Annotated in this window: 9 protein-coding genes and 1 pseudogene; 6 read left to right on the forward strand and 4 right to left on the reverse strand. The window is 63.5% G+C overall.

All coding sequences use genetic code 11. The features are described 5' to 3' along the window. The first annotated feature begins 3 nt into the window (after nt 1-3). Together ABEA06_RS04715 and ABEA06_RS04720 are read left to right on the forward strand one after the other, a co-directional pair. A complete protein-coding gene (locus ABEA06_RS04715) occupies nt 4-1,425 on the forward strand; it encodes a glucose-6-phosphate dehydrogenase (RefSeq protein WP_303382362.1) in 1,422 nt (473 codons plus the stop codon). A 180-nt stretch (nt 1,426-1,605) separates the two neighbouring features. Beyond that, a complete protein-coding gene (locus ABEA06_RS04720) occupies nt 1,606-3,114 on the forward strand; it encodes a SulP family inorganic anion transporter (protein WP_345310744.1) in 1,509 nt (502 codons plus the stop codon). Between the two features lie 19 nt (nt 3,115-3,133). Here ABEA06_RS04720 and ABEA06_RS04725 read toward each other — a convergent pair whose 3' ends face one another. Beyond that, a complete protein-coding gene (locus ABEA06_RS04725; RefSeq protein ID WP_345310745.1) occupies nt 3,134-5,785 on the reverse strand; it encodes a zinc ribbon domain-containing protein in 2,652 nt (883 codons plus the stop codon). Nucleotides 5,786-5,810: 25 nt separating this feature from the next. Then, on the reverse strand, nt 5,811-7,373 hold the full coding sequence (locus ABEA06_RS04730) for an AbgT family transporter (RefSeq protein WP_303382360.1): 1,563 nt from the start codon (nt 7,371-7,373) through the stop codon (nt 5,811-5,813). 326 nt (nt 7,374-7,699) lie between these two features. Between ABEA06_RS04730 and ABEA06_RS04735 the strand changes: the two genes are divergently transcribed. The 3 genes and pseudogenes from ABEA06_RS04735 to ABEA06_RS04745 all read left to right on the forward strand — a co-directional run bounded on the left by ABEA06_RS04735 (nt 7,700) and on the right by ABEA06_RS04745 (nt 10,260). Next, on the forward strand, nt 7,700-9,088 hold the full coding sequence (locus ABEA06_RS04735; RefSeq protein WP_345310785.1) for an amino acid permease: 1,389 nt from the start codon (nt 7,700-7,702) through the stop codon (nt 9,086-9,088). Nucleotides 9,089-9,149: 61 nt separating this feature from the next. Next, entirely contained in the window at nt 9,150-9,347 is a 198-nt protein-coding gene (locus ABEA06_RS04740) for a FitA-like ribbon-helix-helix domain-containing protein (RefSeq protein ID WP_345310746.1), read from the forward strand. Nucleotides 9,348-9,455: 108 nt separating this feature from the next. Then, a pseudogene (locus ABEA06_RS04745) lies at nt 9,456-10,260 on the forward strand (transposase family protein). A 529-nt stretch (nt 10,261-10,789) separates the two neighbouring features. On the opposite strand, the gene ABEA06_RS04750 reads toward ABEA06_RS04745, so the two are convergent. Beyond that, nucleotides 10,790-11,530 carry a hypothetical protein gene (locus tag ABEA06_RS04750; RefSeq protein ID WP_345310747.1) on the reverse strand — a complete coding sequence of 247 codons (741 nt, stop codon included), beginning with the start codon at nt 11,528-11,530 and terminating at the stop codon, nt 10,790-10,792. A gap of 99 nt (nt 11,531-11,629) precedes the next feature. On the opposite strand from ABEA06_RS04750, the gene ABEA06_RS14540 reads away from it, so the two are divergent. Next, entirely contained in the window at nt 11,630-11,842 is a 213-nt protein-coding gene (locus ABEA06_RS14540; RefSeq protein ID WP_425559493.1) for a CPBP family glutamic-type intramembrane protease, read from the forward strand. On the opposite strand, the gene ABEA06_RS04755 is transcribed toward ABEA06_RS14540, so the two are convergent. Beyond that, complete coding sequence (locus tag ABEA06_RS04755; protein ID WP_345310748.1) at nt 11,825-14,212, reverse strand: AAA family ATPase; 2,388 nt, start codon at nt 14,210-14,212, stop codon at nt 11,825-11,827. The two genes, ABEA06_RS14540 and ABEA06_RS04755, sit on opposite strands and share 18 nt — an antisense overlap. Nucleotides 14,213-14,577 lie beyond the last annotated feature (365 nt).

Genomic DNA, 14,577 nt, shown 5'->3' on the forward strand with positions numbered 1-14,577 from the left:
GGCATGGACAACATCAGGACACTGGTCATCCTCGGCGCCTCCGGCGATCTCACGGCCCGCCTACTCCTGCCCGGCATGGGCACGCTGCTCGACCACCAGCCCGAACGGGACATCACGGTGATCGGATCCGCCCGCGACGCCTTCCCCGGCCCGCTGGGACCCGACGACGACGTTCGGGGCGCCGATTGGCCCCAAACGGTCGCCAAGGCCTTTGATTCCGTGGGCGCCACCGGCCCTTCGGTGGATCGGGTGAAAGAGTCCACGCGCTGGATCGAGTGCGACGCGGCCGATCCGGCTCAACTGGCCTCCCTGCTCGATGACGTGGAAGGGCCGGTCTGCCTGTATTTCGCCCTGGCTCCGGCGGTCACCCGGAAGGCCTGCGAGGCCCTGAAGAGTCTGGATTCGCTGCCCGATGATCTTTGCCTGGCTCTCGAGAAGCCCGTGGGCACCGATCTGGCATCGGCCCGCGAACTCAATTCCCTGGTGGGCCAGCTAGTCGATGAGGAACACACGTTCCGCGTGGACCACTTCCTGGGCATGCCCGGGGTTCTCGACGTGAGTGGACTGCGCTTCGGCAACCGAATGTTCGAGCCTGTCTGGAACCGCGAGCACATCGAGTCCATTGAGATCGTCTTCGATGAGACCCTGGCCCTGGAGGGCCGCGCCGGTTTCTACGACTCCACCGGTGCCGCCGAGGACATGATCCAGTCCCACCTGTTGCAGGTCATGGCGTTGATCATGATGGAGCCACCCTCTCGTTTCGATCCCGTGGAGGTTCCCGCGAACACCGCGCACGTCCTCCGCGCCGCCCGGTTGTGGAGCGAGGATTCCTCCACCCGTTCCCCCCATTACCGTTCAATCACCCCCGTGGTTCGCGGCCGGTACACGGCGGGCACCGTGGACGGGCACGAGCTCCCCGATTACGCCTCCGAAGAGGGCGTTGACCCCTCGCGGGAGACGGAAACGTTTGCCCAGGTCACCCTGGAAGTGGACACCTGGCGGTGGAACGGCGTGCCCGTCACGCTGCGTTCGGGCAAGGCCATCGGCAACCCGGTTCAGCACATTCGCGTCACCTTCCGGCAACCGCCGCACGGCTACGAGGGCTGGCCGCACCCCCTGGCCCCCAATGCCCTGAGCGTGGGTTTCGAGGACGAGCAGGTGCAGATCGAACTCAACGTGGGTAGCCCCTTCGACTCTCGAGGCATGAATCGATTGACGCTGTCCAGCGCCACCCCCGCCCCCGGCCTCACCGCTTACGGCTCCGTGGTGCGCTGGATCCTGGACGGGGACCCCACCTTCACCGTGCGCGCGGACGCGACCGAAGAGGGCTGGCGGATCATCGATCTCATCAAGAACGCCTACGCCACTGACGCGCCCCTGCTCGAGTACCCCGCCGGTTCCGAGGGCCCGGTGCCGCTGCCCTAGCGGCTCGTCCTAAGTTGCACAGCCCGGGCGTCGGGGTGCTCTCTCATTGACGGTACGACCCAGAACCCGCGCCCCCTGCAATTTGATCGACGTTGAAACCAAGAACAGGCCGTTTCCTGGCTCTAACGTCGATCAGAATGCGCTCACCGCCCGTACCCTTGCATCTCACCCGGGAGTTTCGTGTCTTCCTCCGCGCGCATCCACCACATCACGCCGCTGCAACGCCAGTCCGTGGCTCGTACCCTGCGCACCCCGTCGTGGCTCAAGACCGAGGTGCTGGGTGCCCTGGTGGTGGGGCTGGCCTTGATTCCCGAGGCCATTGCCTTCTCCGTGATCGCCGGCGTGGATCCGCAGGTGGGGCTGTTCGCGGCGGCGCTCATGGCCATGACGTTGGCGTTCGTGGGTGGGCGCCCCGCCATGATTTCCGCCGCCACCGGAGCGACCGCGCTGGTCATGGCCCCGCTGGTGGCATCCCACGGCGTGAACTACCTGATTGCCGCGGTGATCCTGGCGGGTGTTTTCCAGATCGTGTTGGGCGCGGTGGGTTTTGCGCGGATCATTCGCTTTGTCCCGCGTTCGGTCATGGTGGGCTTTGTGAACGCGCTGGCCATTTTGTTGTTCGTCCCGCAGCTCCAAGAACTCATCAACGTGCCGTGGGCGGTGTACCCGATTGCTGCGGCGGCGCTACTGATCGTGTTTGGCCTGCCCCGGATCACCACCGCGGTACCGGCGCCGCTCGTGGTCATCCTGGTGCTCACCCCGGTGGTGGTGCTGCTGGGTTTGAACGTGCCCACGGTGGGTGACAAGGGAAAACTTCCCGACTCCTGGCCGCAGCTGATCGTCCCGGACGTCCCCTACACCCTGGACACACTGCAGATCATTGCGCCGTTCGCCCTGACCATGGCGGTGGTGGGCATCATGGAATCACTCATGACCGCGAAACTCGTGGACGACATCACCGACACGCCCTCCAACAAAACCCGTGAAACCTGGGGCCAGGGCGTGGGCAATGTGGTCAGCGGCATGTTCGGCACCATGGGCGGTTGCGCCATGATCGGGCAGACGATGATCAACGTGCGGGCCTCGGGCGCGCGCACCCGGATCTCGACGTTCCTGTCCGGACTCTTCCTTCTCCTGCTCGTGGTGCTGCTCGGTGAGATCGTGGGCATCATTCCCATGGCCGCGCTGGCCGCCGTCATGATCTTTGTGGCCTGGTCCACGTTCGACTGGCATTCCATCCGCCCCTCGACACTGCGCCGCATGCCGCTGTCCGAAACCGTGGTCATGCTCGTGACCGTTGCCGTCACGGTGGCCACGCACAACTTGGCGCTCGGTGTCGCGGCCGGTGTCCTGGCGGCGGTGATCGGCTTCGCCCGGCGCGTGGCACACGTGGTCACGGTGGAACGCACGGTGACTCCCGCCCCTGACGACGCCGCCGTGGCCACCTACCGCGTGCGCGGCGAGTTGTTCTTCGCCTCCTCCAACGACCTCTACACCCAGTTCCGCTACGCCGAGGACCCGGCCACCGTGGTGATCGACTTCAGCGAATCGCACATCTGGGATGCCTCCACGGTGGCTGCCGTGGACGCCGTCACGGATAAGTACCGCGCCCACGGCACCACCGTGAAGATCCAGGGCCTCAACCTGGCGTCCCGCCGGATGCGGGCGCGGTTGTCCGGGACCCTGTAATGGGGGCACCCGCGAGTCATCAGTAGTCGGAGAAGGTCACCTCCACCGTCTCTCCGGTGACGACCAGATCACCGGAACCGTACAGGCTGGTCTCCGTGTCCTGGTCCTCCCAGTCCGCCGGCTCATCGTCATCCCACTCGGAGTTGTACTGATATTCGAGCTTGGCCTCACCCGCGGAGGACGTGCTCAGGGTCAGGGTGTCCCCACTTCCGTACACCTCGTACTCCGGGTATTCCGTAATGGTCCATGTGGGGTTCCGGTAGTCCTCGTTATCGTCGTAGGAATTGAACCCGAAGGAACACCCTTCCGGATCGAAGGATCCCGACGCCGCGCACTCGTCCAGCTTGGCGTTGGCCACCCGCGCGGCCTCCTGCGCCAGTTCCGGGGTGTGCTCCATGGAGAACTGCACGGTGTCGCTCATGAACCGGTCATCGGCGCGCACCTCCGCCGTTTGGGGTTCGCCATAGGTCACGTACTTGCTGGGGGCGGCCACGGACATGTCGTAATCGCCGGGCAGCACCGTGAGTGAGACGGAATGCGGTTCCGATTCACGGGGAATACCCACCGGGTTCCCGTTGACGTTCATGGTTTCAACACCGGCGGGCACCTGGACCGTGACCTCCTGGTACAGCAGTGATTCCGGGCTCTCCAGGCGCCAGGATTTGAACAGTCCCTCGCGCCCATCGGACACGAGGTTCATGGTCACGTCCGTGCTCACGTTGTCCTGAGTGACCTTTGCGTCCACCGTGGCACGATCCCCGTTGACCGTGGTGTCGGTGATTTCGTAGGAGGAGATCCGATTCTCGGCAGCGCCGTAAATGTCATTGGTGAGCAGGCCGCGCTGCTGCGTGGACACGTTCGGATCAACGAGTTCGGTGGCCCGCTGAGCATCTCCGCTCACCACGGCCTCCATGAGTTCTTCGGCCTTCTTGTCCGGTCCGAACGCCGTTCGGCTGACCACGGAGAACACGATGGCGGCAATCACGGCCAGCAGAATGATCGACCCCACGATGATGGCCAGCAGACGAATCCGCTTTTTCTTGGCCGGATCCATGGGTTCCCTGGGCGTTGGCGGTGCCGCCGAGGGGGCAGCACCCGAGCCGTACGTGGGACCGGAGCCGGGCTCGGAAGCCGGCCGTGCGGCGTCGTCGTCGTCGTGCGGAGCGTGTCCCGCAGCCGTTGCCGCCGCACCGCCCGCCATGGCGGCGGCCGCGGCGACAACGGAGGACCGGCCCCGCGCTCGGTCCGAGCCGCGCAGGGCCCGGTTCACGCCGCCGGGGAGCACACCGACGAACGCCGGCGCCACGAACCGTGCGAGCGCCTCGATGGCGGCGCCCCAGAGCAGAAACACGATGCACGTCCACGCGACGGGACGCACGGCCAGGACACCGTCCAGGCCGAGCAGCCCGCCCAGCTGGCCGGAGGCGCGCAACAACCACGTGAGCAGCAACCCGAGCAGCAGATAAGCAACCGGCAAAACTGCCCACGACTGCACCGTGCGGGCAACCCGCTGATCCACAGGACGCACGTGCGCCCAGCTCAGCGCGGCACACACCGCCGAGACCACTGCCAGCAGAATTAGGAGGAGCATGGCCCACACGGGCTGATCACCGTCGGTCCACAAATAGGCGACGTTCGAGGATCCCGAGGCCTCCGCGAGCCAGCCGCCCGCACCGGTGATGGTGACGGCGGACAGGTGCGAGAGCACGAACAACATCCCGGCTGCCACGGGCACCCAGAGGACCGCCGAGAATCCCGCCGCGGCGCCACCCTCCACCAAGGCGTAGGTCACGATTCCGAGGCCCGCCAGGACGCAGAACACCAGGAGGTGAACCACAATGGGGCGGAGCACATGGAGCAGGCCCGGAGCATACCGCTCGGTGGTGGTCACCACGCGACCGGGTGCGGGTTGTGCGACACGAACGTCGAGGGCCGCGGCAGTGCTCAACACCCCCACCAGGAAGGCCACGGCGACCAGGGCAAAGCTGACGCCGGTCAATCGCATCTCAAGGGTGGACAGGAACAGGGGAACCTCCGTGCGCACCACGGTGATGGCCGTGACGATGAGTGCCGTAACCGCCCACGCCAGGCCCGCGATGGCCGCCATGAGCCACTGGACCACGCGGTTGTCGAGGGTGAGGCGGCCACTGAGCTTGCGCGCCAGTAGCCACGCGGTGGCAATGCCGCACAGCAGCGGGAGGTAGAGGGGGAAAATCAGCCCCATGGAGGCGCCTTCCCCGGCTCCACTCATGACCAGACGGAGCGGGGCCAGGAACGCGAGCGCCGCCAGTTGGAAGGGGAGACAGAGGAGCACCCACAACTGGTTGCCGTCCGTGGTCGTGTCCAGACCCCCGGTGACGTCCGAGGTGAGGTCATTGGTCGACGAATCCCCGGACAGTGCGAGCCCCACCACGGTGATCAGAAGGGCGAGCACCGTGGCAAGGACGGTGGCCAGGTAACCGCCGACTCCCGCCAGCACCGGAACGAGCCAGTGCCTGCCGGTCATGGCGCGCAGGGGCGCGGGCAGTTGCGACCCTGCGGCACCCGGGGCGGTGGCAGGGCTCTCGCCCGCGGGTCCACCGACCGCCGGCATGGCCTTGGTTGTTTGCGAACCCTGCGGTTCGTGCTCCGGTCGCGGTTCGCCCGCCGGACCGTACGCTGATGAAGACATAGCCTCTCCCCTTACTGAGTGTTTCTTACAGATCCTGCGGTCCCAACGGGATGCCCAGCACGTACCAGACCACGAACAGCGCAAACCAGCCGACCAGCATGGCAAGGGAAATGGGAAGCACCAGTGAGATCAGCGTGCCCACGCCGGCATCCTTCTGGTAGCGCCGCAAGTACCCCAGGACCAGCGCGAAATACGGGCTGACCGGGCTGATCACATTGGTGGGTGAATCGCCGATCCGGAACAGCGCCTGCGTCATTTCCGGTGACACGTTCAACAGCATGAGCATGGGGACCATGACCGGCGCCAGCAGCGTCCACTGCGCGGAACCGGAGGTGATCAACAGGTTCATGACCGCCACGATGGCCACCACACCGGTGAACGTGATGATCGGGTGCAGCCCCAGTCCGCCAATGAAGTCCGCGCCGTAGACCGCGAGCACCGGGCCGATTCCGGACCATTGGAAGTACGCGGTGAACTGCGCGGCCGCGAAGAACAGCACGAGCACCGGCGCCACGGAGGACAGCCCCTTGGCCATGGCTTCCGGGATCTGCCGGGCCCGGGTCATGGTGCCGGCGGCGCGACCGTAAACCCAGCCCATGACCGCGAACATCAACGCGATCACAATGCCCACGTTCAGCAGCAGCGGGGACATCAGGATGGAGCCGTCCTCGGCGCGCAGGGGTGAGCCCGGGGTCAGCAGTAACGCCAGGTACATGGCGAGCATGACGGCAAAGGCAATGCCGCTGTTGCGCAGGCCGCGCTTCTCACGGGGGGTGAGAAACATGTCCTCGAAGCTGCCCATGTTCTGTTCCTTGGTGTCCGTGTCCTCCTCGATGGCCTCCCCACGTTTGGCCAGCACGGTTTCGGTGACCACGGTGATGATCGCGGCCAGCACCAGGGATGAGACGAACGTGAAGAAGTAGTTGGAGATGGGGGTGACCAGCACGCTGTCGTCGATGAGGCCCGCAGCCGCCGTTGTAATGCCCGCGAGCAACGCGTCCGACGCCGTGGGCAACAGTGACGCGTTGAAGCCCGCCGCGACCGCGCAGAACGCAACGATCAGCCCGACCACCGGCGAGCGCCCGGCAGCTTTGAAGGCGAGCGCGCCGAGCGGGATGAGCACCACGTACATGGCGTCCGCCGCGATCGAGCCGGCGATCCCGGTCAGCGCGAGCACGAACGTCAGCCACTTGGGGCCCACGCGCGAGACCGAACCGCGCAGCGCGGCCGAGAGCATCCCGGATTCCTCGGCCACCGCAACGCCCAGCAGGATCACGACCACCAGGCCCAGCGGCGGGAACTCCACAAAGTTGGTGACCGCGTCCGAGACGATCTGCCGCAGGCCCTCCGGGGCCAGGAGGTTGGTGACCTGGATGGTTTCCTCCGTGGCCGGGTTCACCGCGCTCAACCCCACCGCGGAGAGGATCCAGCTGAGCAGCAACACGATGCCCGCCAGGATGAAGAACAGCCAGAACGGATCCGGGAGTTTGTTGCCCACCCATTCGATCCAGTTGAGCGCCCTGAGCAGCGGGCCCTCGCCGCTCTTCGGCTTCTTCCGGGCGGTGGTTGGCTGCGATGACGAAGACATGGCGCTGCTCATTTCTCGAGGCGGTCACGATCGGTTGACGCCCAAACTACCCGCCGGTTGAATGTCCGCCAGTGATGGCGGGCCGTGGCGCGCTTGTGCGCGCGAGCGTTACGAACCGTGCATCCCGCGTCACCTCGCCCGCCGCCGAGTTAAGAAGCCGGGTCGAGAAGGAGCCCGATAACGGGTGTAGCCTCCTAGAGGCTTCCGTGCCGCGCGGCACGCATTTTCTGAGCAAAGCCTGAGCAGAATCACCTACTGAAGGTAGTCCCGTGAGCGAATTCCCCGCTGCCCTCAAACGCGGCCTGACCGTGCGCCACGTGCGTTTCATGGCGCTGGGCTCGGCCATTGGAACCGGCCTGTTCTACGGTTCCGCCTCCGCCATCCAAGCCGCCGGTCCCGCCGTGCTGTTCGCGTACATGATCGGCGGCGCGGTGGTGTTCCTGGTAATGCGCGCGCTCGGCGAGATGGCCGTGCTGCACCCGGTGACGGGTTCGTTCGGTCAGTACGCGGGCCGCTACCTGGGACCGCTCGCCGGTTTCATCACGGGGTGGACGTTCGTGTTCGAAATGGCCATCGTGGCCCTGGCGGACGTCACGGCCTTCGGCATTTACATGCAGTTCTGGTTCCCGGACACACCCCAGTGGATCTGGGTTCTGGCCATCGTTTTACTCATCACGGGCTTGAACCTGCTCAACGTCAAGGTGTTCGGTGAGCTGGAGTTCTGGCTGACCCTTGTGAAGGTCACGGCCATCATTTTGATGATCGTGGGCGGTTTCGCCATCCTGGTCTTCGGCTTCTCCGTCCCCTCCAGCACACCGCCCGGGCTGCACAACCTGGTTGATCACGGCGGCCTGTTCCCCAATGGCCTCACCGGCCTGTTGCTGTCCTTCTCCGTGGTGATGTTCGCGTTCGGTGGCATCGAGACCATTGGCATCACCGCCGGTGAGGCCAAGATCCCCTCCAAGACCATCCCCGCCGCAATCAACACGGTTCCCGTGCGCATCCTGCTCTTCTACGTGCTCACACTCTTCGTGCTCATGTGCTTGTTCCCCTGGAACGAGGTCACCGGTGAGATCAGCCCCTTCGTGCAGATCTTTGATTCCCTGGGCGTGCCCTTCGCCGCGCACATCCTCAACGCGGTGATCATCACGGCCGCGATCTCCGCCATCAATTCGGATATTTTCGGTTCCGGTCGCATGGTCTACGGTCTGGCCCAGCAGGGTCACGCGCCCCGCGCCTTCACGCATGTGGGCCGCACCGGCGTTCCGACCCTCACGGTTGTCTTGATGGCCGGAGTTCTGGTGATCGGCGTGATCCTCAACGCCGTGATCCCCGAAAACGTCTTCCTGATCATCGCCTCCCTGGCCACGTTCGCCACGGTATGGGTGTGGATCATGATCCTGCTGTCCCACGCGGGCATGTCCCGCGAACGGGCCCGCGCCGGTGCCCCGCGCAGCTCCTACCCGCTACCCGGCGGCCGCGTGAGCACCTACCTCGCATTGGCGTTCATGGCTTTCGTGATCGTGCTGCTCGCCTTCACCCCGGACACTCGCATTGCCCTGATCGTGGGCCTCGCGTGGCTGGTCATCATGACCGGCGTGTTCTTCACGTTCGTCAAGGGCAAGGGTCGCCAGCGCACCATTCTTCCCGACGACGACGCCGCTCTCACCGGCGACCCCACCGGCGACGGTTCCAGCGCGAGTGCCGTTCAGTAAGTATTCCGATCCCTGAATGTCGCCACTAGCCTTGTGATGACACGACATTCAAGGAGGCATCATGGCCACCGTGATCATCCGGAACCTCGAGGCCCAGGTCATTGCTGCGCTCCAACGCCGCGCAACTTTTCACGGCCGATCCTTGGAAGCGGAAATCCAATCAATCCTGTCGGAGTCCGTGGCTGAATCATTGGGCCGCCAGACCCAGGGCCTGGGAACGCCAATCCAAGAATCATTGAGGTTTTCTCACCAGGATTAGCTTTGGGGCGGCGGCATCAATCAGCACCCGGGGCGAGGTGACATGGCGTAGGGCCCTCGCCCAGGATGGGTAGTCGACCAAGACCGCCGTCCGCTGCAAGGACCCTACGTGTTCAACTATTCTGCCATCTGCGACGTCCCTGTCGAGACCTTGGAGTTCCTCACCGGCCTGCTCCACCGCCACCGCACCACCCACGACCGCCGCCCCGCTCAGCGAGCCGGCACTGTTGGCACCCAAGCCAAGCTGATGCTGCAGCAATTTCCGCGACGCTACCCGCGTGGCGGCCCTGGGCCGGGACCATGGGCTGTCCCAGGCCACGGCCTACCGGTATATCTGCATGAGGGCATTAAGGTGCTCGCCGCCCAGGCACCTGACCTGCATGAAGCCCTTGCCCGGGCGAAGACCGACGAGCTGCCTTATCTGACCTTGGACGGCACGCTCATTCCCACCGACTTCGCTGGCCGAACGCACCGAGGCCGGCAATCACGCCTGGTACTCGGGTAAACACAAAAAATTTGGCGGCAACATCCAAGTCGTCGCTGATCCGAGCGGCTTTCCGTTGTGGACCTCCCCAGTGGAGCCCGGTTCCACCCACGACATCACCGCCGCCCGAAAACACTGCCTGGGGGCGCTGTACCCGGTGGCTGCGGCCGGGTTGCCGACCCTAGCGGACAAGGGCTACCAAGGAACTGGCATCGGGGTGCACACCCCGATCAAGGGCGCCAATCTGGGGATTGGCAACCGTACGTACAACGGGCTGCTCACCAGGATGCGGGCCATCGGGGAACGGGCCAACGCGCTGCTGGGCCAACGCTGGACCGCCCCACGCCGCGTCACTCTCTCGCCCTCACGAATCGGGGATATCGTCGCAGCCGCTCTCGTGCTCACAACCCTTGAACATGGAACCCGGTGAGAAAACCTCCCTGTGGCTCCTGTGGGGTCCTTTCCCGCAGCTCCCAGCTTCCCCAAATCCGGGTCATAATGCATCAACATACCGGGATGCCTTGGAACAGACCGCCGGGACGCGCCTGCTCCCCTCCTCATCAAGGACAGCTCAATCTTCCACGCCCTGGCGGCCAGTCCTTGATATTCATCATATCCCTATGGTACCTAATCCTTCGCGCCACTGGGAAGGCGTTCTTTTGTGGACTCAAAATATGTGATCCAAATTTTGAATTTCGCATCCAAGCATGCGAATAGAGTGGCAAAGTCGCCACCCTATTCGCATGCGTCTAAAGAATCTTGAATAGCTCAATCCTCAAGCGCTAGCTCCTTGCGCCCGTTTCGATAATTCTTGAAAGCGAGAACTGAACTCGTTGCAAAAATTCCAAAGGCGAATATCCATAAAATGCCAGAGAAGTCTTTCATGGAATCAAGGGATGCTACCAGCAGACATATAATTCCGAGAATGAGAAAAAAGTTGATTTGATATTTTTTCCCCATCATGCCATGGCCTGACCGGCGCAACCGCCAATAGTAGTACCCGTAATTCCTGCTGTGGAGGTTGCACAAACGACGCAGCCGAGTCCTGCGGTTGCAGCGCAGGCAGCTCCGCATGCAACGCCAATTGCAGCGATGGCCCAGGAGGCAATACCAGCATTTGAAAGGCAGCTGTTGAACGTGTCCCAGTTGAAGCCGACAGTCGCCACACCGTTGCTGCTTTGACTTTGCTGGGGATCCTCTACTAACTGGTCAACTTGCTTGGTACCGTCTTGCCAGAGTTGCACCGTTCCGGAGGTTGAACTCTTTTCGGTGAGGACAATTTCACCGGTGGATACTAGGTTTTCATCAGAATCAAAGTAGTAGCTCGCGCCAGACTCCTTCAGAACTCCATCCGCGCCCTTGAAAGGTACACGTAGCATGGAGTACCCTTCCTCCGTTTTTAGAACAAAGGCGTTTTCCGCGTCGAGCTGAAGTCCACTGTCGGAATTAATGCCCTTTTCTTTTATATCCGCTAGAAGGTTTTCAGTTTCCTGGGAGCTGCCCTTTGTAGTATTTTTAAGCAAACTCTCTGCATTACTCTCAAACGAGCCGCTTCCCTCGACGAAACTGGAAGCAAGCTCCTGCTGGGAGGATGATGTAGTGGTACTGATCTCACTTTGAGCAGGCGGGCCAGAGGAGAATAAGACTGATGATGCAGCTAAGGAAAGACCAGTGGCAAATGTGGTAATAGTCGTTAACATAAATAAAAGTACCTTTTTTTATCGATTTAATGCTCTTGGCATCCAACGTAACTCAATATGCACCCTAGATCCACGGCTTCCAAAGGTGTGTCGTACGACATGCACCGACCCACGCACCTAGCCGTGTCGGTCACCGTGGCGACCGTGATTTTCGCCCTGGCACATGTGGCACCTCAGCTCATGCCCTACATGCTGGTTCTTGGATTGTCGACGTGCTGGTTGGGGATTTTCCACCGGAATATCTGGGCTCCTTTAATCCTGCACGTCACTCTCAACGCCATAGCATCCTCGGTGCTACTTAGTGCCCTGTGAGAGCCCCGGGGTTACACCCTCGTCCGACCGAATCACCACTTTTACCTGAGCGGTCTGCCCTGCCTCGATCGACAAGCCCTCACCCCGCCACCACCCCATGAATTCACGAGCGGTGAACACCGGCTTGCCCCACTTCGCCGCATTCTTGGCCTTGTTGGATTGAGAACCATCCTCGGCGGTGACTAGAACATCGCAGCGGGTCTTGGTCACATTGACGACCGGGCGCAATCCCCGCTCCACGGCCATGTCCTCCAGGCCCTCCCGAGGGACTTCTCGCCCATCAGCACCGATGACCGTTCCGGTGAAGCAGATGCGAGCGCCGGGAACCAGCACGGAGTCGATGTCCTGGGCTGAGTCAGCAGCCTCGCCCAGGATGTGCTCACCGGTTTGCTCTTCCACCACACGGATGACGCCGAGACTGTCGGCCGACAGTCCTCCGCGCTTCACAGCTTCCCGTAGCTTCTCGGCGAGAACGCCATGCGGATTTCCCGCGGCATCCGCACTGCACCGAACGGTGAACTCCGCCCCCTCACCGGGCCTGGGCATCAGATACCCGGAATGATCCTGAGCCTCCGGGAACGGATCCGCCATGGCCTCGGAGACGTCCTGTCCCGCGACCAGGTCCCGCACCGCTCGGGCACGCTCAAGGGCGGTCGGCGCGTCGAGGGCGCGGCGCTGCTGCGCGGAAAGTCGCGTTGCGGCGACGTCGTACCCCATGGGCATGCGCGTGACGTAACCGGTGCGTTTGAGTTCGTAATCGAGGTACCCGAGCTGCCGATCGATGTTGATGCCCACCGGAATGCGGCCGGCCAGGTGCGGGGCGAGCGCGGCCCACGCATCCGTGAGGAGGGGCGCGAGTTGCACCTGACCGGCGGCGATGTCGTAGGCAACGCGGGCGTCGCCCATGTCGCGGGTGGGGTTGACCAGGGTGCTGAGCTCCAGGCCGTCGTCGGTGACCAGGGCGAGTTCCGCGGGGCGGGGACGCCAGCGATCACCTTCGTCGCCCACGCTGCAGATGCCCAAATAGACGTTGCCCTTGGACGGCTGGACCGCGTGGGAACCGGACCGTAGAAATCGGCGGATGCGCTGGTCCACCTTCAAGTCGCGCGGCAGGACGTTGCGGCGCAGCACGAGCCCCTCGAAGGATGTGCAGCGGCTCAGCGCCACGTACAACTGGCCGTCCGCGAATGTGCCGCCCGTCAGGTCGACCACCACGTTGTCGAGGGTTTGGCCCTGGCTCTTGTGAATGGTGATGGCCCACGCGAGGCGGAACGGCAGTTGGGTGTAGGTGCCGATCACCTCGTGGCGGAGCGTTCCGTGCTCGACGACGGGTCGCGTGACCTCCCACAGGTTGGGTTCCACCTTCACGAAATCCCCATTGGGGAGTTCGACGAAAACAACCAAATCGCCGTCGTCCCAGAAGTAGTCGGCCACCTTGGCGATCGTGCCGTTGACCCAGCGATCGCCGGGATCGTTGGTGAGCATCATGACCTGCGCGCCGCGCTTGAAGACCAGTTCCTTGTCCACGGGGATCTCAAAACCGTCCAGGTCGCCGGTGAGAATCGCGGCGTGATGGATCGGTTCCTCCTCGATCTGCTCGAGCATCCTGCGGTTGCGTGATGTGGCCATGCGGTTGGTGGTGGTCAGCGTCAGCCAGAATTCCTCGATGGGAGGCGTGAAGTCGGGATCCGTGCGGGCATTGAGCTCTCGCCGGGCCTCCTCGAGCAGGCTGCCCTCACGCACGGCATTGAGAATGTCGACCAGACGGTTGTCACCGATCTGCCGGAACACCGTGCTCAGCTCGACCGTGGCGAAATCCTCCGGGTGGTAGGTGTCCGCGGAGAAGAAGTACGGGGTCTTGTAGCGGGTGGAGAAGTGTTCACGCTCGTAGTCGGTGACCACGGGAGGCAGCTGATAAAGATCCCCGACCAGCACCAACTGCACCCCTCCGTACTTCCGGCCGGGCTTGGGGCCAAACCTTTCCAGCGCAGCCACCAGGCAGTCGAAGAGATCGGCACGGACCATGGAGGCCTCATCCACGATCAGGGTGTGCAGTTCCCGCAACGTCTGGGCGAACCTGCCGGGGAAGTACTTTCCGGTACGCACCTGCTCCGGGGTCATGCCCGGATACAGCGACAGCAACCGGTGGATCGTGTAGCCCTGCACGTTGAGCGCGGCGATCCCGGTCGGTGCCACGACCACCACGTTCCGGCGCGTGTGGGCCATGAACTCGCGGATCAGCGTGGACTTACCGGTGCCCGCCTTGCCCGTGAGGAACACATTTTCACCGTGATGCAGCCGCTGCAGGGCGTCCTCGAATTCGCGAGTGACGATCAGCTCAGGGGTATCAATGGGATGCACGGGGACCATTCTCTCAACCTTGTGAGCATCGTGCGCGGTCGCGCTGCCTGCGCCGCACAATCCCACGGTGTGTCTGCGCATCGGCGTTGTTCGCGCTGAACACGAACGATGCCGGACCGGTTTCGCACGAACAGCGTGATGTGAGGGAAACGCACGCGCTAAGTCTCATGTGATGGAAGTGCCGAAATCCTGCCCGGATCCGGCACTTTCTCCACACCAGATTGCCTCGCTGCAATTGCCTCACATGCCGCTTCACCTCGCCCGACGACGCCGCCCCTGGTTCCGCGCCTCGCCTCACCACGCCTGCGCCCCGATCCACAGCACACCGCGTCCGGCACCTCCCTGTGCCCACTTATAGTCAACTAGACTTTAAG

This window comes from Kocuria gwangalliensis (assembly GCF_039544365.1).
Lineage (GTDB): Bacteria > Actinomycetota > Actinomycetes > Actinomycetales > Micrococcaceae > Kocuria > Kocuria gwangalliensis.